The sequence below is a fragment of the Desulfosporosinus sp. BICA1-9 genome, from assembly GCF_000802135.1.
This window is the reverse complement of record NZ_JUEE01000075.1, coordinates 13,830-33,541: the sequence shown is the minus strand read 5'-3', so window position 1 is coordinate 33,541 and position 19,712 is coordinate 13,830. Positions and strand designations below refer to the sequence as shown.

The window sequence follows — 19,712 nt, the reverse complement described above, 5'->3', positions numbered from 1 at the left end:
TTCACCCTCCATTTCAAAACGTAGATGAGTTTTATTCGATTTTACAAGAATATATGTCTATTCATTATTATATTAGTGACCTTTATCATTATTATAATGAATAGACTCTAAAAAAGGTGTTGGAATAGGGAATAAGCGTTGGGATTAAAAGGGTAAATATTGATGAACTAATAAGAATCATTGTTGTTTTTTGCAGAATGTAATAAATCTGACGGGCAATGACGCCAAAGTGTACAATCAAGTAGAAGGCGGTTGCCAGCTCGATAATGTCGTTTTGCCTGGGGAAGATTATTTAGAATGACATAACAATCTGCAAGAGAATGGTGAATACTGGCTTTATAACTTATCGTAAGCATTTTTTGAGTTATCCAATGGGCACCACTCTGGGGAAATCCATTTTGTTTGGCAAGATTTAAGCTATGTTCGAACATTTTTGCCGCTTCATGGGTTTTGCCTATTTGTTTAAGAATACGTGCTTGTGTCGAAAGCAGGAGCGGGTCGACTAAGGCATAGGGGTTCTCTCGTAAAACATAAAGCGCGCGTTTAGTGTTTCCTTCTTTAAGAAGGATGTCTCCAAGTGTCGAGCAGAGCAAAGGTGCGTGGCTGGGAAGGAACTTTTCTAGAAGTGTTATTGCTTGAGTCGGTTCTTGAAAGTAGTAATATAATTGACATGCAAAACGAGCAATCGACAAGGGGCTGGAGTCTTGAGAAATGGCATGAGCCATGCGTTGTGCGGTTATTCTCTTATCTGGAGGGTTAAAGTCTTTCTTCTGAAGCATGGCTAGATAGGAAATGCATAACCCGCTGACCAGAACCCAAAGAGCATATCTTAGGCCGAAGCGCCAGACAGTAATAACACTTGCCAGCATTGTAATTGTTGCCAAGAACAAAAAAAAATATAATTTTTGCACATAAACAATTTCTGGATCGTATTGCACTTTGCCCATCCCATCCCTCCTATTTATAGTTACGACAGAGAGAAGGTAAATAGAACCGGGTTCAGATTAACATAGCGCATAGCGTAGAGTCGGGGTGAAATTCCCACTTGAAGTTGGGTGTTTCACAATTAGCAGAATTCATAGTACGAAGGGAATATAAAATGAGCACTCCTAACGGAATGCTCATTAATAATTAGATTTTATAGGTGGCCCTAACCAATGTATTATAATCAAATTATTATTAATTACAAGAAATATAGTTGATTACAACTAAAAATTAGAGATTAAGTAAATTATCAGATATAAAAATAGTGAGAGGATTTCCGCGTCCGGAAATCCTCTTTTGCGCAAGGTCTAGTAAATTTGCTACTAAACTTTACTTATTTAAACCTTAACGCATAATTTGTCGAAAATCAATGTGTAAATTATAGGAGATTACTGTTAACAATACTTTTCAAGCATTACTCATTCGATTGATTCTCCTCATATCACTAGGATAATGGTTGCGCATAATAAAATCATAGGTAATCAAAATATTAAAATTTTAATGCAAAAGATATTGTAATTCGCTCAGATTTAGATTAAAATTGAATTATTAATGGTATGATGGCCTGACCACTTAAACAGGATATTGTGATTTTAAGGCTAAGGAGTATGTGGGTTCAATTATAGACTAACTTAATAATCATAGGAGGAATAACAAGATGGAAATTGATTCAGTGACTGAATTATATGAACGGTTTAAAGTCAAATTAGAAGTGGTATCTGGAGAATGCTATCGTGTGAAGACTGCAAATGAGGCTGGAGAATTGGTTTGCAAAGTTATGCTAGAAAAAGGGATTAATACTGTCGCACTTTTAAATGCTTCTATTTTGGAAAAAGGAAATTTTGCACAACAGATTCGTAAAGCTGGCATTACGGTACATACTGATCATTTTCGTGAAGTCACCCCTAATGCACAGGCTGGTATTACGCAGGTGAACTACGCCATTGCAGAACTTGGTACACTAGTCCAAGCGGATGCTGATGCCAATGTTGATCAGCGCTTGTGCTCTACTCTTGTTCCCATTCACATTGCTCTAGTTTCGACGTCGGCGATCATACCAACCTTAAAAGAGACGATGGCAACACTTCATCAACTACCCCAAATACCAGGGTTTGTGGGGTTTATCACTGGCCCTAGTAGAACCTCCGATATTGAACGTGTTTTGACGATAGGGGTACATGGCCCGAAACAACTTGTAGTGGTCTTTGTCGATGAGCAAGTAGAGGAAGTGATTTAATTGGCAGATAAACAATTTAAGAAGAAGATTTCAGAGGCGCTAGGAAATGATGTTTTACGTGGGGCTTTAGGACGTTTTGGAGATGCATATACGATAGCTCGCGCCAAAGCGTATGAAGGTTATGATTTCCAATCGATTAGTGACAATATTGCGGAAGTTAAGTCGTATGCTGCTAGCCATTTAGAAGAGATGATTGATCAATTTGAACAATCTGCCACTGCCCGGGGAGCGAAGGTTTTCCGTGCGTCGACTGGTGAGGATGCTAAACAATATATTCTTGACTTAGCCAAAGGTCAAGACGTTAAGAAAATTGTAAAATCAAAATCAATGGTTTCGGAAGAAATTTTACTGAATAAAAGGTTGATGTCTGAAGGTATCGATGTACAGGAAACAGACTTGGGAGAGTGGATTGTTCAGCTGGCAGGTCAACATCCTTCCCATATGGTCTTACCAGCGATCCATATGACAAAAGAAGAGGTTGCTAATGTTTTTTCCGGCCACTTACACAAGTTGAACCAACCGGTTATTGCTGAACTTGTTAAAACCGCTCGAGAAGAACTGCGTAAATCCTTTCTTGAAGCCGATATGGGAATTTCCGGAGCAAATATGGCTATTGCTGAGACAGGGACATTGATCATGCTTACCAATGAAGGAAACGGCCGACTAACCTCCACCTTGCCCCCCATCCATGTTTATTTAGTCGGCATCGAGAAACTCGTGCCTAAATTTGAGGATGCCACACATATCCTGCAAGCACTTCCAAGGAGTGCGACTGGTCAGCAGATTACGAGCTATGTGAGTATGGTAACAGGCCCGACTCCTGCCTATTACCCGGATGGAACGGTTAAAGATAAAGAATTCCATATCATTCTGATGGACAATGGCCGCCGGAAGATGTATAACGATGAGAAGTTTAAAAAGACCTTCCAGTGCATTCGCTGTGCATCCTGTCTCAATGTATGCCCAGCCTTCCAACTGGTGGGTGGGCATGTTTATGGACATATTTATACCGGTGGAATCGGAACGATCTTAACCAATTTCCTGAATTCTGAAAAAGATGCCCAAAATCCCCAAAATCTTTGTCTCCAATGTGGTAAATGTTCGGAAGTCTGTCCTGGAAAATTAGATATACCACAAATGATATTGGAAATGAGAAATCGGATGGGTGAAAAAGAGGGACTGACCTTCACTCAAAAATTTGCCCTAGATGTAGTATCTAATCGCCGATTGTTCCATTCCCTGTTACGTATGGCATCCGTTGCCCAAAAGCCATTCACTAAAGGGCAACCTGTGATTCGTCATTTACCCATGTTTCTCTCGGGCCTTACCGAGAAGAAGAGTTTACCGGCCGTGGCCAAGGTCCCCTTCCGTGATGTCTTCAAAACGGTTAAGCAAGACGTGAAAAATCCGAAAGGAAAAATCGCTCTTTATGCTGGTTGTCTGATCGATTTTGTCTATCCGAAGATCGGAGAAGGAGTCATAGTTGCCCTGAATGAAAAAGGGTATGAAGTCGTCTTTCCTGAGGGACAATCCTGTTGCGGTGCACCGGCTACCTACATGGGTGACCGCAGTAATGCGCGTAAATGTGCGATTATGAATATCGAAGCATTAGAGGCAGAAAAGGTTGATTATGTGGTTTCTGCCTGCCCAACCTGTACCCATGCGCTGAAGGAGAGTTTCAAAGAGTTGCTTCATGATGATCCAGGGTTAGCAGCTCGTGCTGAAGAGCTAAGCCATAAAGCTTTGGACTTTTCTAAATTATTGTCTGATTTGGGTGGTTTAACTCCTGGGGGCGACGGAGTACCGCTAAAAGTGACCTATCATGATTCTTGCCACCTGAAACGCTCAATGGGAGTTTTTGCCGAACCTCGCAAAATACTGACCGATACTTCTGGAGTGCAACTGATTGAGATGAAGGAATCCGATCGCTGCTGTGGTTTCGCAGGGTCTTATTCGATAAAGTTTCCCGAGCTATCCGGCCCTATCTTAGAGCGTAAACTTAATAATATTGAAGAGACTGGTGCAGATGTGGTCGTGGTCGACTGTCCTGGATGTTTGATGCAAATCTCTGGGGGTTTAGATAAGCAAAATCCTGACATTAAGGTCATTCATACAGCGGAACTCCTCTTAGAGAAACGAAAAAAATTGCAAAAAAACACTAAGAAATAGTTGGTTCAACATTATTAGTGTAAAAAATGTATTTTTCTACCAAGGTATTTTGGTCTGCTACCTAGAATTAAAACTAGTGTGAGCAGACAGCCTTTTATCCAAATTGTATGGCAATGTGTTGCCACGAAAGCGAGCGAAATCGCGTTGAAGGAGAAAGGTTGTTTACCAAGAGAGGAGAAAGAGGTTAGCCATTTTCTACCAATAACGTTATTTTTCATTTAGTGGACTTAAAAAGAGCGATTCAGAAGATTGATGGATGATGAAGAGGTAAGAATGAATTATCGCTACGTGACTTCTTAAGAGTCTAAATGGAACGTTTTTATGGTTTGATGGGGACCTGTTTCCAAAACCTCACAGAGAACATTGCCCTCCTTATGAGTCTGCAGCACAATAAGGAGGGCAATCTCAGGGATTGCACCTCTGGAAAACAGAGTGGGCCGTTGCGAGAGCTGAGAGCTATTTGAGATCCCCAGGGGAGATGGAAATCCCTTGGGGATTATTTTCTCTGGGGCAGATTAAATGCATGATGCCTATCTGATGTAGGTATTGTGGATTAAGTTCCTAAAGATGGGAATATTATTGAGTTGAACGTAAGCTTCTCAGAACTGGAAGGAATTCAGAAGAAAAGAGAGAATAGTATAGGGGAAGTAGGAAACAATAGATAGCTCGTTGGGTTTGAGATCTCAATAGGAGGACATGAACGTGATCCAAGCCATTCTTTTTGACTTAGAGAAAACGTTGACAAATGTAGATTATGCCAAGTTCATGCAAAATTTCCTTGGTATTTTAGCGCCAAGATTTGCGCATCTTCTTTCGCCGGATAAGTTTTCCAAACAATTATTGAAATCGATAGAAGTCACTCAAAAGGAACCTAAACCTGGGCAAACTAATATGCAGACTTTTTATGATGATTTTTGTAAAGTCACGGGTCAGTCAATTCTGACACTTAAACCATTATTTGATGAGTTTTATGCTTCGGATTTTCCTGCTTTGCGCTGTTTGGTTCAAGTTAACCCTCTTGGAGTTAAAGTAGTAGAGTACGCTATTCAGCAAGGCTTTTTAACTGGAGTTGTGTCGAATCCGATCATGCCTTTAACTGCCATGCAGGAACAGGCCCGCTGGGCGGGTCTCGTACCAGAACATTTTAAAATCATTGCAGCCATGGATAACTTACATTATTGTAAACCCCATATCGAGTTCTATCGAGAAATCGCCGAGAATCTTCGCGTTAAACCGGAAAGCTGCCTGCTGGTTAGCGAAAATCCTGAAGATTTAATCTGTCGAGAACTGGGAATGAAAGTCTTTTTTGTTGGTGCGTTAAGTTCTGAGGTTCAGTCGGATTATTTTGGACAACTTGACGATCTCCTCCGAAACATTAGTCTTGGGAGTTTGTAAAGGGTTAATCGGATCATCAGAGTAAGAAAGGAAGGAAGGATATGCGTGGTGAGTTTTTGCCAGTTCGCACAGTATAAAACGGGTGAAAGGCTAGACCAAGCGTTTCCATCTGTCCGTATGGCCCAATTATTCTATGAATTTCTTGGCCGCTATAAGGAGTGGAGACTCGCTAAACTTCAAGTGATGATTGGGACGGTTATTCTTTTCTTCTTAGGGTTAGTTGCTTTGCTTATTCCTTGGTTTTTGCCGAGAGTTGGAGTATTTGTGAGTTTAGTGATGCTTATTCTTTTCTGTTTGGCAATACGATATTATCTGGAAGTAAACGAGCGAGCCAGTCATTTATACATTAATGTTCATATTTTGCATCATCATTTGAGCGGTAAGCTGGAGGTGGGGTTTTGTGATCATCACGAACCTTGCCATTGTGTAGAGAATTTCCGGGGCTTTGCATTGCAGCATTACAGGATTTCCTTTGACAATGGATTCTTAAGATAAATGGATATGCCAATTTCCACTTATAAATGTGGGAGTCTTAAATGGAGATACTAGAGCAGCGCTATGCTCTTAATAAGAACTTTTATGAAAGCAAATTGGCAAAAGTAATAAAAAAATGCTACAATAATTCAATACATACATTGAATCAATAATTAAATGGGAGGGTTTTTAATGAAAAAATATGTTTGTTCAGCATGTGGTTATATTTATGATCCTGAGGCCGGAGATCCTGATTCTGGAATTGCACCAGGCACAGCTTTTGAAGATATCCCAGAAGATTGGGTTTGTCCACTTTGTGGAGTAGGTAAAGATATGTTTGAAGTCTCAGAGTAAACTCGTTCTGCTAAAGCTGACATTGAGACTTCGGTGAGGGATTCTACTCCCACCGAAGCAGAATAGTTAGACACCCACTTCGAAAAGTGGGTGTCTAACTATTAATAAACCGTTATTAATCCCTTAATATAGACGGCTAACCCTACGATGACAGATTAAAGAGGCAGTACAAACTTCGTTGTACCGCCTCTTTTCGTCGCATTAGTCTTATAGTTCCATGATAGCCGCTTCATCTCGATCAAGTTTTTCCATGCATACTTTCAGGCGATTGCGTAGGGCAATATCGCTTACGGCCTCTCGCATTTGGCGCATCAGATCAATGGTGCGTCGGAAAACGCTGATAATATCTCCCTCGTCTAGGTTACATAACGCTTGAACTTCCACAAACGTACTGCCTTGGCTCCAAGCATAGGTAATTCCTGCGACTCTAGGGTCATATCTTACTGAGTCTTGGCCACAAACACTTTGAAGGTATTCTACGAAAACTTTGACAGGTTCAGAATCAAAAACTGTCGTCCGGTGAAACATATCGTTTTTTCTTGCTTCGAAGTCAATACTAGACAGCAAGGCGTTAAGTTGGTCGTCATCAAGTTGCGGGAAAACGTCTGAGTAAATTAATTCAGTTACCAGGAGTTCTTGGACATAAATTCGACTGGCACAAGTGCCACGGGCTAAAAGCTCATCTCCCCGCATATACCCTAGCTGGCGGAGATGATTTTTTTTGTATTCAAATTCCTGAAGAAAGGCATTTTCTTCAGGAAGAGCGTCTAAGGCCTTTTGAAGCTCTTGTTGTTGTTGTTTAATTGTAAGGAAAGATTTACTTTGACTATGGCAGTTTTCTTGCTTTTCTGTGGGGCAACTCTTAGGAGAAAGGGATAAAAGTTTTTCCCAAGTGCGAATCTTACGGGCCATTTCTCGTCCGTAAACACGAGACTGCTTGCGGGGGCCTAAAGCCTTGAACGTTTTCTTAAGTCTCTCTAATTCCTTCCGTTTAGGATGGTGTTTAAGCGGACACTGAAATGATCCAACCTCTTCGCAGAGATGTTGCGCTCCAGCGAGCTGTTGTTGGATTTGCGCTAACTGAGTGTGAAGGAAATCAGAACTCAGGCGATAGCTATAGGCTGCAAAACTTTTTTGAAAGTAGATTTCGATTTGAGCTTGGGTTAGGGTTGCCGTGAGATTGAGAACAGTATTATAGGTAAGTCTAAATTGACTGGTTAGCGGTTCAAGACGATTTAATTGAAATTTAGGGGGTGGACTTTTTTCCATATAGGCTAAATCGACTAGGGCAAAGGAGAAGCCTTTTTCATCAAGACCGCGTCGTCCCGCCCGACCGGACATTTGAAAAAATTCATGATTGGCAAGCGGTCGAAAGTTTCGTCCATCATATTTATTCAATGAATCGAAACAGACTGCCTTGACGGGATAATTTATGCCCACACTAAAGGTTTCTGTGCAGTAGAGTACTTTGATGAGGCGTTCTAAAAAGAGTTCTTCAACTATAACTTTTTGGGAGGGGAGTAAGCCAGCATGATGATAGGCGATTCCCTTTGAACACAAGCGCTTGAGTTGCCTTGTCGATGAGGACCAGTCTACTTCTGAACCGAAGCTTTGAAGAAATTTGTCTTCAACGGTTCGACGTTCGGTCGCTTTTAAGTAATTGCCGATGGTGGCTAATTCCATGGCTTTTAAGGCACATTGTTTGCGACTGAAAACAAAGAAGAGCGCTGGGAGATGTTCACGCTGGATTGTGCGAATGAGGTCTAAATGAGTCGTTGGGCCAAAGGGATTTTCATCATTGATTCGATCTTTGAGTTTCCGGCGATAGTAACGCCATAGCTGGTCATAATCCACAAGGCCGGTGTCCTTGGTGTAGTAATAATATTCTAGGGGGACCACCCGATTGTGTTCTTCGATCAAAGCTACATCTTCATGTCGAATGGACTCAATCCAATCTACTAAATGTTTGGCATTAGCAATGGTGGCACTCAAACCCAGAATCTTCATTTTAGGGGGTGCAAGAATAATAGACTCTTCCCAAACAGTGCCTCGTTCTTCATCATTTAACCAGTGAATTTCATCAAAGACTATATGAGAAACAAACTCTAGGGCAGGGTCTTCGGTAATGACTTGGTTGCGAAAGACCTCTGTTGTCATAATGAGCAACGGAGCAGTTGGATTAAGAACAACATCCCCAGTCATGATCCCTACTGCATCTTCGCCAAATTGTTTTTTGAAGTCTCTGAATTTCTGATTACTGAGAGCTTTAATGGGTGCCGTATAGATCACTCTTAAGTGTTCGTTCATGGACTTTTCTATTAGATAATCCGCCACTAGGGTTTTTCCTGTGCCGGTAGGTGCAGCAACAATGACGGATTTTCCGGCATCAATTGCATCGAGGGCCTCTTCTTGAAAAGGGTCTAGGGCAAAATCGTGATAGATGCGCTTAGACATAGTAGTCAGCTCGTTTCTGATGTCATTTTGCTAATTTTAACAAAGCAATCAATAATGGTCAAATTTAGCACCGTTATGGTCTGAATGGTCCCTTGAATCCATAGGATGAAACAAGAGACGAGGCTAGGGGGGATCAGATGTGTCTTCAATACGGTTAGAGATTGAGAAGGCCATGGGACTCAAGTTCCCGGAAAGACATGGAGAAGTGATTATACGGTTTGAGGAATCTGTAGAAATTCCCTCAGCGGCTGAAGCGCTGATGCGGGGATTATATCACGATCCTGATCGCGTGCGCCAAGGATTTAAGGTTTTGCATCAAGAGACGGGGTCAATCATTGATATTCTCATGCCACGACGCTCCCGGTTACGTGAATGGGCTGATGCTCTTCCGGATCGTCCTAAAGAAGCGGAATCCTTCTTAAAAGAAACGACTGAGCAACTTTTAATCAGAGAGCAACGCTTGGTTCAAGCCGAGCGAGAGTTAGTGGGTCAATTGCAGGAAAGCGGGTTGGATGACATCTATCCAATTCCTTTAGCGGCATTTGGAATTTGTACTTATCGAGATCCAGCAGTTAAGATCTTTCTCAAGCCTCTTGGCCGATTTTCAGAACTAATGCAAATTAATCCGGACACTTTGCGACAAGCCGTGCGCGTTCATTTCCTGTTCTTACTATTATTGATAGCCGGTGCGGATCTAGATGGGCAAGTATATGTAAGGGGTGGAGAAGAAAAAGATATATATTGGTTAACTAGTATTTACACGATTCGGTATTTAAGGAGCCAATCTGCAGAATTGATCCAAGGTTATCAAGAGTGGGTTAAAGCCTGGGGTGGTAAACTGCCAAACCAAAGTATGCTTAATGAACGAGAGTGTGAAAAAACTCGTGCTGCCATGGTTTTTTGGCGCCGACAGGCGAATATTAGCTGGGAAGAATGTTGGCGAATCATAAACCAACTTGAACAACAACCAAGCGGTAGCAATGCCCTGGTCTTTAATTAAGGCCAGTCTGCTAACTCGTGAGGTTTTATGATTTCTAATCGATTATCTACTAGTTTTAGAATTCCAGAGCGCTTCCAGCTGTTGATGGATCGGTTGACGCATTCACGAGAAGTCCCAATCATGTTAGCTAAATCTCGATGTGTGAGAGAAGCATCTATAAAAATAGGCTGGCCAGGATTGTTGGCTGGTTGTGCTAGGCGAAGGAAAAGGGCAGCTAGAATTCCGGCGGTTGAACGATTCGTCAAAATTCGGATGAATTCCTGGGCGAGTCTTAAGCGTCGGCTTAAGGTGCGAATGAGGGCTAGTGAAAGAGCAGGATTAGATTCCAGAATATGGGACATTACTTCGTTATGCAGGACTAATAAGGTGCTATCCTGCAGGACTTCAGCGGTTGCTGGGTAGGAACCGGCTTCGAGAAGCAAAACCTCGGCGAAACAATCATAGGGACCACACCAATCAAGAATCTGTTCTTCACCTTCAGGGGTTGATTTACTAAGTTTAACTTGCCCAGAAAGGACAAAATATACCGATGAACCAATCTCACCTTCTACAAATAATAGTTGCCCCCGACGATAACGGCGCTCGATTAAATGTGGGAGAAGGGGGGCTACATCACTGGGGCTTAAAGACGAAAACAGAGAAAAACGGAGAAGTTCTTCAGAGTTGAGCATAAAAGAAAGACCTCCTTTCTGAATTTAAGTTCTCAGTTAAATCTTTTTTTTGGATGATATAAACGTGCTATAATAAACTGATACAGAGGTCGATTCAAACAGTGAATAAAAAAGAGGAGACCTTTTGGCCTCCTCATTTTAACAAGCGGTCAGAAAAGACCATACAATAGAAAGGAGCGAGGAGGAAATGGTATGATCGACATTGAAGTGACCCCAGTCAGGATAGAACTGGTCATAGACTCTCCATTTAGGGTTATAACATTAGCTGTCGTAGCGGTATTAGCCGTGATCATCGTAATAAATGCTGTCTAAATTGTAGCGTAGGATAAGTTAGTCTAGTGGATGTGACGGAGTAGCATTGACTTGCTGCGCGGCACGGACCACTTCTGACATGATACGCGCTTGATCTGGAAGCGCCTGGGATTCCCATTGCGTCATAATCTCGCCTCGTGAAGAAACATAGTAGCGCGCTGGCAAACGATTCAAAGCATGGGCCATTATATCGGCCTGACAGCGTTCACAGGAGCATGAAAGTTGATTAATTCGAAGGTAGTCTTGTAGTGCTTGTTGGACCACTATTTCTGTGTGATTTTTAAGCTCATACATGGATGTGCTCATCTCCTTAGTAGCTATTGATAATTCAATGATAAGCGTTTATTGATTAAAGAACAAGTAGGGTTTTACGGATAGTTTGAGGACAGGCCCAATAACTGTCTCATATAGTTAAAAATGAAGGCTTGGATCACCAGATGTTGATGATACAGCCCTCTCTTCAATATCAGTTTTTTTCATATTATATATCCGATGCTTGCCACTTAACTTGACGTACAGCAATGAATCGAAGACAGGTGAGGACAAGCCTATCGTTTGAGTTTATTGGAGACCTCTTGCCAGAAACGGTTTGTCTCATAGCCAAGGCGCCAAATGGCTATCCCTCGCAAGCGGTAACTTTTGACAAACCCAAGGCGAACCTTGGCAGAAAGTTCATTTTCATGCCACACAGTATGCCTTGTTCGTCCTCGCCAATAAAAGAAGTAGGGCCCTACCGCTTGGTCAGACCAAAGAACTCGTGCGTTATTTTGGGCGACTAACTCGGGAATTTCACGCATTGGGACCATACACGTTGGTTCGTTGGACCAATCGTAGCCATAGACTGGAATTCCTAGTAATATCTTTTCATTGGGTATATAGTGGATGGCGTAGTCAAGTGCTTGGGTCATCCAAGGAAGACTTGCGATAGGACCAGGTGTACCGCACGAGTAGTGTTCGTCATAGGTCATTAGAGTAATTGAATCACATAAGCGCCCAATCCCAGCAAAGTCATAGCCAGGAGCCTCCGACTCCGAGCGTTTTGCAGGGATAGCAATCGATAAGAGTAAGCCGCGGTCATGTAAAGTGGTTTTTAGAGATTCAAGAAAGGTGAGGAAAGGAATACGGTATGGAGCTTCTACCCCTTCAAAATCCACATGTACTCCGGCTACATTTGGTGGTAGTAAATTAATCATATGACGTATACAATTTCTTTGAGAGGCAGTTGAAGATAAAACTGAACGCAAGGGAAGGGGATCAAAGATTTTGCCGTCAAAATTATGGAAGAGAATAAAGGGCGCAGTGCCTTGTTCTATAGCTTCTTGAAGCACTAGCTTATTAACCTGACCGATGAACTGACCATCTGGTTGAAGTTGATAGGCAAAGTCAGCGTAAACATCAATGTGGGGGCCCTGTTGTCTTAGCGTTTCAAGGGCGCGAAAATCACCTTCGTAGTCCTCGGAAGAATACCCGAGGATCCATAAGCGTTTGTTGATAAGACGTCGTGCAGTGGGTGTCCAATTAGAATTCAATACAGACCTCCTCCTCATGTCGCAAATACTCTTAGGATAAGATATGAGGAGAATACGAATTAATTTTCTTTTTTTTATGGTAAAATAAGTAAATAGGGGGAGCGGCAATGAATTGGGAATTTATCAAGGATTTACAAAGGATATACGATTTGTTGGATCATTTGGACGCAGCGACCATTGAGCGTGATTACCCTATCACTTGGGAAAAGGCTCATGCGACAAGCTGTGCTCAAATCGGTCGTATGTTGGCGGAAATGCGAAATGTAGACATAGAGCAAGCAGCTTTGGCTTGTGCTTTACATGACATCGGTCGCTGGGAGACTGGAAAACAGTTGGATCATGCCCCAAAAGGAGAGGATCCAATTCGCCGTTTCTTAGCCGAGGGGAAGTATTCGGATGAATCTAGAGAGCAGATTGTGCAAGCGGTCATCAATCATTCTAAAAAGGATCAGATCGGAACTTCGCTCGAGGAACTCGTCAAGGATGCCGATCTCTTAGATTGTCATTGGCATGGAGAACACATCCAAAAACCGTATCATATGGTGAGATTGAAGAAAGCATTAAACAACTTAGGAATTTCGTTGTTTGATGAAGGGTGAGCACCGTGAAAAAGGAAAAAGTACTTCTAATTGCAACGGGTGGTACTATTGCCATGCGTAAGAATAAGGCGGGAAAGGTGGTTCCTGCTGTTGGCGGTCTCGAGCTTGTGGAAAGCCTACCCGATCTTTCCCAAGAGGCTGATTGGGAAATTTGTGATTTTAGCAATGTTGCCAGTTGTAATATTCAACCCCTACACATGAGGTCTTTAGCACATAAGGTCGAACAGCATTTTTTTCTCGATCCTTCACTAAAAGGGATCATCATTACCCATGGGACAGATACACTTGAAGAAACAGCTTATTTCCTGGATGTTGCTATTAAAGACCCACGGCCTGTGATCTTTACCGCTTCGCAAAGGGACGCTTCAGAGAGTGATTCAGATGGTCCTCGTAATTTACATAATGCTATGCGTATCGCCCTAGATCCTCGAGCTCTGCAGCGTGGCATTGTAATTGCTCTGAATGAAGAAATACATGCTGCACGGGATGTGCGCAAACTTCACACAAGTCATGTGGATGCTTTTGATTCAGGAGATATTGGAGCGTTAGGCAGTATTGATACTGGACAGGTTATTTGGCATCGTAAACCGGAACCCTCACTTAAACTTGGAGTTCCGAAGAGTTTAGCCAATGTAGCAATTTGCAAAGCGTTTACGGGTATGTCACCGGAAATTTTGAAGATAGCCCAACAAAACACGGATGCCATGGTGATTGAAGCGTTCGGACGCGGAAACTTACCCCCTCAGTTAATCCCAGAGATAGCTAAACTTGTGACCAACGGCATCCCTGTCGTTATCACATCGCGTTGCTTATTTGGGCGTACAGCCCCGATCTATGGATATCCGGGTGGAGGCGCAGATTTAGAACGAGTAGGAGCTTGGTTTTCAGCAGATCTGTCGACTGAAAAGGTCCGCTTGTTTTTAAGTATTGCCTTAGGTCAGGGGATTGACAAAAAGGAACTAAGACAGATGCTAGCTAATGGGGCTGTCGATATTTCTTGATCAGATAAAATTGATCCACCCAACTAATAATGCTTTATCGACCACACATGAGGGTTTTTTTCTGATAGCGGGTTTCAAGATTCTTCCTGATTCGCTTATATACTTAAAATTTCATAAAAAAATTAGATTGCTTCTAAGCATTTGCTCTGCTATACTGACCCTGTGCTTGTTAAGACTTGGGCCTATCAAAATTGGAATCCATACTTTGACCTTATTTGGTGCAACGGATGATAATTTGTTGAAGGATCCAATCCGTACAAGGAACACCTAATAAGGAGGAGTTAGAATGGCTCAGGACAGAACTCTAACATGTCGCGATTGCAGTCAAGAATTTATTTTCACGGCGGGAGAACAAGATTTCTACATTGAAAAAGGATTCGAAAACGATCCAACTCGGTGCCCAGCGTGTCGTCATGCCCGCAAACAACAATCAGGTGGTGGCCGTAGCGGCGGATTCGGAAGTAATGGTAGTCGACCGCAACGACAAATGTTCCCTGCAGTTTGCGCAAGCTGTGGAGTAGAGACGGAAGTTCCGTTTCAACCTTCAGGTGAAAAACCTGTGTATTGCCGCGATTGCTTCCAATCAATGCGTCGGTACTAAACGATAGTATAAATAGTACAAAAGGTTAGGGATTATCCCTAGCCTTTTTTGTACTTTTCAGAAAGTATAACGTTCTGTTTTCTTTTAAGATGTGCCTAGTTTCGATTGATCCATGGATGGCCTTAGCCGATCCTTGGCACAAGCCTAGTTATTAATACTATGTAGAGAGTATTAATTTCGAGTTGCGAACATAATATTTAACAATTTTCTAGGTTAACAACATTTTTTTGGTGATCCCTCTAGGACCTGGAAAACCCTTAAGTGAAAGGAGGAGAGACTACCGTGAAACGGAATTCTGTGATGGCAGGGTATTATATTTTCTATTTTGCAGCTGTGGGAATTTATATTCCCTTTTTGCCATTATTTTTAAGTCATTCGAACTTAAACAGTCTTGAAATTGGTGTCCTAATGTCAGTAGGGCCCTTCGCCGGTATTTTTGCTCAAGCTGTCTGGGGAACACAGGCAGATCGATATAGAAGACACAAAGAATTTCTGCTCCTAGCATTAACTTTAACAGCACTTGTCTGTTTTTCCCTGTCATATGGCAAGGGATTTATTTCATTTGCGGTGTTATTATCAATTTATGCCTTTACGAACTCACCGATCACACCTTTATCGGATGCCTTAGTGTTGAATACACTTGAGGACCGCAAAGATTATGGAAAAATTCGGCGGTGGGGTTCTTTTGGTTTTGCTCTAACTGCCGCTCTCGGCGGACTAATTTTTACATATCTAGATTTGGCCTGGTTTGGGGTTGTGGAAGGGATGATCCTGATCGGGTGTTTATTCTGGGCTAAATTGTTACCTAACCCTCGAAAGACCATGCAAGCAGGCTCATCCTTACCCGCTATCCCTTTCTCTTTGCTGAGTAATGCCAAAGCTCCAAGTCTGCTGATCTTCTTTATGGTCACATTTCTTTTCATGGCACCGTATAATGCCTATTCCGTTTTTTTCGGCTGGCATCTCCAGGAGTTAGGGGCTAGCCGTTGGTGGATCGGATTTGGGTGGACGATAGCGGCCTTAAGTGAAATGATCGTTTTTAGTATGGGTAGTAGTTGGCTGAGACGGTTTAGTCCTCAGCAACTCATCGCCTTGGCAGGAGTTATTTTCGCTTTTCGTTGGATTGGGTATAGTCAAATTCAGGACTATCGAATCATTATTTTGTTGCAAATTACTCAGTGTCTTAGTTTTGCTCTCTTTTATCTGGCAGGTGTCGAGTATTTAAACACGCTTTTACCAGCCTATGTCCAAGGAAGCGCTCAGTCTGCCTATAATGCTGTAAGCTTTGGAATCAGTGCAATTATCGGGACAGTCGGCGCAGGGTGGCTGATTCAAGTTGGTGAGGTACAACTGATGTACAGAGTATCGGCCTTATTTACTGTGGTAGGTATCATTCTAGTGCTGCGTTTCTTAAATAGAAATGAATGATATAAGTTGTTCTGAACTTTGCAACCTTCGTTTTTGATTGTGGCTTTGGGGGATTGTAAATACTGTAAGCTTATAAATATATGATCTTGTGAGAAGGGATTTAATTCTTAATGACGAAGAGTTCCTAATGAATCTAGCGAAAAAGCGTTTTTACATTCTTTAAGCACAAAAAGAGCGAGGGAGTGGTAGTTCTGGAGTTAAAGGCCTTTTTTCACTCTAAGCGTCCGGTCAGTCGTTCAAGATTTCGCATGTTTTTAGGGAAGGTGTATTTTACTGGGCGACGTTATTTTGAGTGGGCATTTAATCGGTCCATAAGATATGCTACAGTCATCAAGAATACTCCGCTTCCTCAGCTATTTTCCACACATAGTACTCCTTTATACAGAACTTTGCGGAATGTAGATATGTGGCTCCAGCAAAATAAAGTAACCAATCTAAAACTGGCAACCGCGAAAATAAACGGTCTTATACTAAAGCCAGGAGAGACTTTTTCCCTTTGGCGTTTAGTGGGCAAACCGACAAAAGTAAAAGGATTTAAGGAAGGCATGGTTCTCATCAACGGATCGTTTTCTCCAGGGGTGGGAGGCGGTCTGTGTCAACTTTCCAATCTTATCTACTGGATGGCAATCCATACCCCCTTAACCATCACAGAACGATGGAGGCATACACATGACGTATTTCCTGATACCAACCGTACCCAACCCTTTGGAAGTGGGGCTACGGTAGTTTATAATTACATAGACCTGCAAATCAGGAACGATACCGCTCATAACTTTCAACTGTTGCTCTGGATAAGTGACTCGGAATTACACGGAGAATGGAGATGCGAACAACCGAGAACTCAAAAATATGAGGTCTATGAAAGCAAGCATTTAATTTCTCAAGAATGGTGGGGTGGTTACCTACGACATAATGCAATCAGGCGAAGAGTTTTTGACCTTGACGATCAGCAAATTGGGGATGACTTTATCACAGAGAATCATGCCATTATGATGTACGAACCCATGCTGCCAGAATACAAGGAGACTGTTTAGTCTCCACCTCGGGTGAGAGGTACCAATATCTAAGTCTAATGAAATGGATTTTGAGGTATTTTCGTGCCTAGAGCACAGCGAAAGGAATGGAACTTAAAATGAACAAGAGCCAGTTGATCGAACTTTTTAACTATAATGATTGGGCGAATATAAAGTTGTTAAATGCTGTAGGCCAATTAGAAGATGAAGAGTTTATTCGAGAATTATCAAGCAGTTTTACTTCGATAAGAGATACAATGGTACATATTTTAGGAGCGGAAGAATTGTGGTTATCACGTTGGCAAGGAGTACAAGGTCGAACTCTTTTAAATCCAGACGATTTCCCAACTTACGCCTCTATAATCAATCCATGGGATGATTTTAGGAAGCGGTTAAACTACTTCTTAGAGTCCTTAAAGGAAGAAGATATAAAACAAGAATTCAAATTTAGAAATCTTAAGGGCACACCGTACTCTTTGATCTTGTGGAAACAGATGTTACACGTTACGAATCATTCATCATTCCATCGAGGGCAAGTCATCACAATGCTCAGGCAATTGAAGAAGCTACCTCCGTCCTTAGACTTGATTTATTATTATCTAGGGGAAAAGTAAAAACCACTTCACAGATGCTTCAATCAGGAAGCCCTTGTGGCCTCCGGAAAACGAACGACAGGCACTTAGTTTATCAAACTAAGTGCCTGTCACATTAATGTTCGTGTTTAAGGTATGAGAAGGTGTAATAGTTGCCTTTTAAGATCTAAGGCTAGACTTGAGAGCAAGAGCTCATCTGGATCACGTGGGTGGGGGAATGGGATTTTAAACTCGTGGATAATTCGAGCGGGACGTTGACTTAAAACAACGACTTTGTCCGAAAGAAGAATCGCTTCATCAATATCGTGAGTGATCAATAAAACGGTATGCCGAGTCCGATTCCAGATACTTAAAAGCCAGCGTTGCATTTCCTGCCGGGTCAAAGCGTCCAGAGCTCCAAAGGGCTCGTCTAGAAGCAAGGTTTTTTTGCCAAAGAGAATCGTACGTAGTAAAGCACCACGTTGTCGCATGCCACCGGATAACTGGTGTGGGTAATGATCTGCAAATGGTGAAAGACCGAACTGATTTAACCATTCTTTAGCCTCTACTTGTGCTTTTCGTTTATTCTTATGCAGGATCTCGCATCCCAAGAGCACGTTTTCTAGTAGAGTACGCCAGGGTAGGAGTAAATCTTTCTGAGGCATATAACCAACGTTACCTAACGTCCCATGAATCGCTTTACCATCCAATAATATTTCCCCTGCATCAGGAACCTCAATTCCGGCCAAGAGATTGCATATCGTACTCTTGCCACATCCAGAAGGTCCGATTAAGGAAACAAAGGCCCCTGTCTCAACTACTAAGTCTAGAGAGTGTAAGACCTCCATTGATAGGTCCTTCTGAGGGTTAGAGTATGCTTTGGAAAGACCTTTAAGAGATAGTCCCATCTGGACCTCCTTAGGATTTAGGTAAGAAATCGTTCGTGAAGGCCTTGGCGGGATCAATCATCTTCTGCAACAGGTCACGTTCGACAAGCCATTTTGCATAGCCTTCCCAAACGGCTGATTTCTGAATCCCCCACTGAGGTGCATCGGCCTGATATTGAGGGCTGAGCCATGTCTGGCTGCTGCGAATTAAGTCAGGATTTGCTTCGGGTGCATGCTTGATTAATATCTCGGCAGCTTCCTGCGGATTCTGGATTGCGTATTGATAACCGTCACTAACTGCTTGTATAAAATGACGAATCACTGCTGGTTGGGATTGTGTCATTTTCTCGCTAGTAATCAAGACTGGCGTATAAAAATCGAGAGCAGGGTCAACGTCTTTAAGCCAAAGCATATCTAAAGTCTGTTTTCGTAATTCTGCTTCTTTGCCCGTCCAACCATAAAAGATCCAGGTTAAATCAATATCTTTGGTTAAAGAAATAAGTTGATCCGCTTCTCCAATATTAACCATCTTAATCTTAGAGAAATCAGCCTTTTCATTTTCCATGAGTGCTTTGAGAATAGCGTCTTCTGAGGGCAGGCCCCAACCACCGTAAGTCTTCCCTTCGAAGTCTTTGGCATTTTTAATATTCTTAGACGTTGGAGAAGCAAATCCTGAAGTGTTGTGTTGTAAAATTGCAGCTAACGAGAGAATCGGTACATCATTAGCGCGTGCCGTAGTCACTTGTTCCTGATGGCTCACTCCAAAATCTGATTTTCCAGCCGCCACAAGCTGCTCGACATTTCCAGAGCTAGAAGGCTGGATGAATTCAACATCTAAACCCTCCTTTGAGAAATACCCCTTTTCTTGGGCAACAAATAGCCCAGTGTGATTCGTATTGGGAGTCCAGTCCAGCATTAAGGTTACTGAGGTAAGTGGCTCTGTCGCGGAGGTCGCGGGTGATGTAGACTTGACCCCGCACCCTGACAGTATAAGAATAGGAATAATTAATAAAGCAAGCAGCTTTTTCATAC

19 protein-coding genes are annotated in these 19,712 nt (G+C 42.3%); 12 read left to right on the top strand and 7 right to left on the bottom strand.

Annotation, left to right across the window (positions count from 1 at the left end; genetic code table 11):
- Positions 1-167: 167 nt before the first annotated feature.
- Positions 168-947 carry a M48 family metallopeptidase gene (locus JL57_RS09810; RefSeq protein ID WP_034141872.1) on the bottom strand — a complete coding sequence of 260 codons (780 nt, stop codon included), beginning with the start codon at positions 945-947 and terminating at the stop codon, positions 168-170.
- A 695-nt stretch (positions 948-1,642) separates the two neighbouring features.
- On the opposite strand from JL57_RS09810, the gene JL57_RS09805 reads away from it, so the two are divergent.
- The 5 genes from JL57_RS09805 to rd all read left to right on the top strand — a co-directional run bounded on the left by JL57_RS09805 (position 1,643) and on the right by rd (position 6,613).
- Positions 1,643-2,221, top strand: a complete 579-nt coding sequence (locus JL57_RS09805) for a lactate utilization protein (RefSeq protein WP_034141871.1) — start codon at positions 1,643-1,645, stop codon at positions 2,219-2,221.
- Positions 2,222-4,390 (top strand): L-lactate dehydrogenase (quinone) large subunit LdhH, encoded by a 2,169-nt coding sequence (ldhH, locus tag JL57_RS09800; protein ID WP_034141870.1) that lies wholly within the window; start codon positions 2,222-2,224, stop codon positions 4,388-4,390.
- A gap of 702 nt (positions 4,391-5,092) precedes the next feature.
- On the top strand, positions 5,093-5,785 hold the full coding sequence (locus tag JL57_RS09795) for an HAD family hydrolase (RefSeq protein ID WP_034141869.1): 693 nt from the start codon (positions 5,093-5,095) through the stop codon (positions 5,783-5,785).
- A 45-nt stretch (positions 5,786-5,830) separates the two neighbouring features.
- Complete coding sequence (locus tag JL57_RS09790) at positions 5,831-6,280, top strand: hypothetical protein (protein WP_034141868.1); 450 nt, start codon at positions 5,831-5,833, stop codon at positions 6,278-6,280.
- A gap of 171 nt (positions 6,281-6,451) precedes the next feature.
- Positions 6,452-6,613: a rubredoxin gene (gene rd / locus JL57_RS09785; RefSeq protein ID WP_034141867.1), complete on the top strand. Its 162-nt coding sequence runs from the start codon at positions 6,452-6,454 to the stop codon at positions 6,611-6,613.
- 207 nt (positions 6,614-6,820) lie between these two features.
- On the opposite strand, the gene JL57_RS09780 is transcribed toward rd, so the two are convergent.
- A complete protein-coding gene (locus JL57_RS09780) occupies positions 6,821-9,067 on the bottom strand; it encodes an RNA helicase (protein ID WP_034141866.1) in 2,247 nt (748 codons plus the stop codon).
- A gap of 139 nt (positions 9,068-9,206) precedes the next feature.
- Here JL57_RS09780 and JL57_RS09775 point away from each other — a divergent pair, with 139 nt between their 5' ends.
- Complete coding sequence (locus tag JL57_RS09775) at positions 9,207-10,067, top strand: hypothetical protein (RefSeq protein ID WP_291299910.1); 861 nt, start codon at positions 9,207-9,209, stop codon at positions 10,065-10,067.
- On the opposite strand, the gene JL57_RS09770 is transcribed toward JL57_RS09775, so the two are convergent.
- The 3 genes from JL57_RS09770 to JL57_RS09760 form a co-directional block, all read right to left on the bottom strand.
- Positions 10,064-10,738 (bottom strand): Crp/Fnr family transcriptional regulator, encoded by a 675-nt coding sequence (locus tag JL57_RS09770; RefSeq protein WP_034141865.1) that lies wholly within the window; start codon positions 10,736-10,738, stop codon positions 10,064-10,066. The two genes, JL57_RS09775 and JL57_RS09770, sit on opposite strands and share 4 nt — an antisense overlap.
- Before the next feature lie 330 nt (positions 10,739-11,068).
- On the bottom strand, positions 11,069-11,344 hold the full coding sequence (locus tag JL57_RS09765) for a late competence development ComFB family protein (protein WP_034141864.1): 276 nt from the start codon (positions 11,342-11,344) through the stop codon (positions 11,069-11,071).
- A 254-nt stretch (positions 11,345-11,598) separates the two neighbouring features.
- Entirely contained in the window at positions 11,599-12,579 is a 981-nt protein-coding gene (locus tag JL57_RS09760; RefSeq protein WP_034141863.1) for a glycosyl hydrolase family 18 protein, read from the bottom strand.
- Positions 12,580-12,686: 107 nt separating this feature from the next.
- On the opposite strand from JL57_RS09760, the gene JL57_RS09755 reads away from it, so the two are divergent.
- From JL57_RS09755 to JL57_RS09730, 6 genes are all read left to right on the top strand, one after another.
- Positions 12,687-13,178 carry an HD domain-containing protein gene (locus JL57_RS09755; RefSeq protein ID WP_034141862.1) on the top strand — a complete coding sequence of 164 codons (492 nt, stop codon included), beginning with the start codon at positions 12,687-12,689 and terminating at the stop codon, positions 13,176-13,178.
- Positions 13,179-13,183: 5 nt separating this feature from the next.
- Positions 13,184-14,179: an asparaginase gene (locus JL57_RS09750; protein ID WP_034141861.1), complete on the top strand. Its 996-nt coding sequence runs from the start codon at positions 13,184-13,186 to the stop codon at positions 14,177-14,179.
- A gap of 286 nt (positions 14,180-14,465) precedes the next feature.
- Positions 14,466-14,780, top strand: a complete 315-nt coding sequence (locus tag JL57_RS34025) for a zinc-ribbon domain containing protein (RefSeq protein WP_291299909.1) — start codon at positions 14,466-14,468, stop codon at positions 14,778-14,780.
- A gap of 282 nt (positions 14,781-15,062) precedes the next feature.
- On the top strand, positions 15,063-16,208 hold the full coding sequence (locus tag JL57_RS09740; RefSeq protein ID WP_034141859.1) for an MFS transporter: 1,146 nt from the start codon (positions 15,063-15,065) through the stop codon (positions 16,206-16,208).
- A 248-nt stretch (positions 16,209-16,456) separates the two neighbouring features.
- The gene (locus JL57_RS09735) at positions 16,457-17,242 is read left to right on the top strand and encodes a VanW family protein (RefSeq protein WP_045690973.1); all 786 of its coding nucleotides are present in this window, start codon (positions 16,457-16,459) and stop codon (positions 17,240-17,242) included.
- 98 nt (positions 17,243-17,340) lie between these two features.
- Positions 17,341-17,835, top strand: a complete 495-nt coding sequence (locus JL57_RS09730; RefSeq protein WP_034141858.1) for a DinB family protein — start codon at positions 17,341-17,343, stop codon at positions 17,833-17,835.
- A 107-nt stretch (positions 17,836-17,942) separates the two neighbouring features.
- Here JL57_RS09730 and JL57_RS09725 read toward each other — a convergent pair whose 3' ends face one another.
- Both JL57_RS09725 and JL57_RS09720 read right to left on the bottom strand, forming a co-directional pair.
- Entirely contained in the window at positions 17,943-18,701 is a 759-nt protein-coding gene (locus JL57_RS09725) for an ABC transporter ATP-binding protein (RefSeq protein ID WP_034141857.1), read from the bottom strand.
- A 10-nt stretch (positions 18,702-18,711) separates the two neighbouring features.
- The gene (locus JL57_RS09720) at positions 18,712-19,710 is read right to left on the bottom strand and encodes an ABC transporter substrate-binding protein (protein WP_034141856.1); all 999 of its coding nucleotides are present in this window, start codon (positions 19,708-19,710) and stop codon (positions 18,712-18,714) included.
- Positions 19,711-19,712: the final 2 nt, after the last annotated feature.

Excerpts from the sequence above, each read along its gene's own strand:
- JL57_RS09810 (WP_034141872.1), bottom strand. The coding sequence starts at position 947 with ATGGGCAAAGTGCAATACGATCCAGAAATTGTTTATGTGCAAAAATTA.
- JL57_RS09805 (WP_034141871.1), top strand. The coding sequence starts at position 1,643 with ATGGAAATTGATTCAGTGACTGAATTATATGAACGGTTTAAAGTCAAA.
- rd (WP_034141867.1), top strand. The coding sequence starts at position 6,452 with ATGAAAAAATATGTTTGTTCAGCATGTGGTTATATTTATGATCCTGAG.
- JL57_RS09780 (WP_034141866.1), bottom strand. The coding sequence starts at position 9,067 with ATGTCTAAGCGCATCTATCACGATTTTGCCCTAGACCCTTTTCAAGAA.
- JL57_RS09770 (WP_034141865.1), bottom strand. The coding sequence starts at position 10,738 with ATGCTCAACTCTGAAGAACTTCTCCGTTTTTCTCTGTTTTCGTCTTTA.
- JL57_RS09765 (WP_034141864.1), bottom strand. The coding sequence starts at position 11,344 with ATGTATGAGCTTAAAAATCACACAGAAATAGTGGTCCAACAAGCACTA.
- JL57_RS09755 (WP_034141862.1), top strand. The coding sequence starts at position 12,687 with ATGAATTGGGAATTTATCAAGGATTTACAAAGGATATACGATTTGTTG.
- JL57_RS34025 (WP_291299909.1), top strand. The coding sequence starts at position 14,466 with ATGGCTCAGGACAGAACTCTAACATGTCGCGATTGCAGTCAAGAATTT.
- JL57_RS09735 (WP_045690973.1), top strand. The coding sequence starts at position 16,457 with ATGTTTTTAGGGAAGGTGTATTTTACTGGGCGACGTTATTTTGAGTGG.
- JL57_RS09730 (WP_034141858.1), top strand. The coding sequence starts at position 17,341 with ATGAACAAGAGCCAGTTGATCGAACTTTTTAACTATAATGATTGGGCG.
- JL57_RS09725 (WP_034141857.1), bottom strand. The coding sequence starts at position 18,701 with ATGGGACTATCTCTTAAAGGTCTTTCCAAAGCATACTCTAACCCTCAG.
- JL57_RS09720 (WP_034141856.1), bottom strand. The coding sequence starts at position 19,710 with ATGAAAAAGCTGCTTGCTTTATTAATTATTCCTATTCTTATACTGTCA.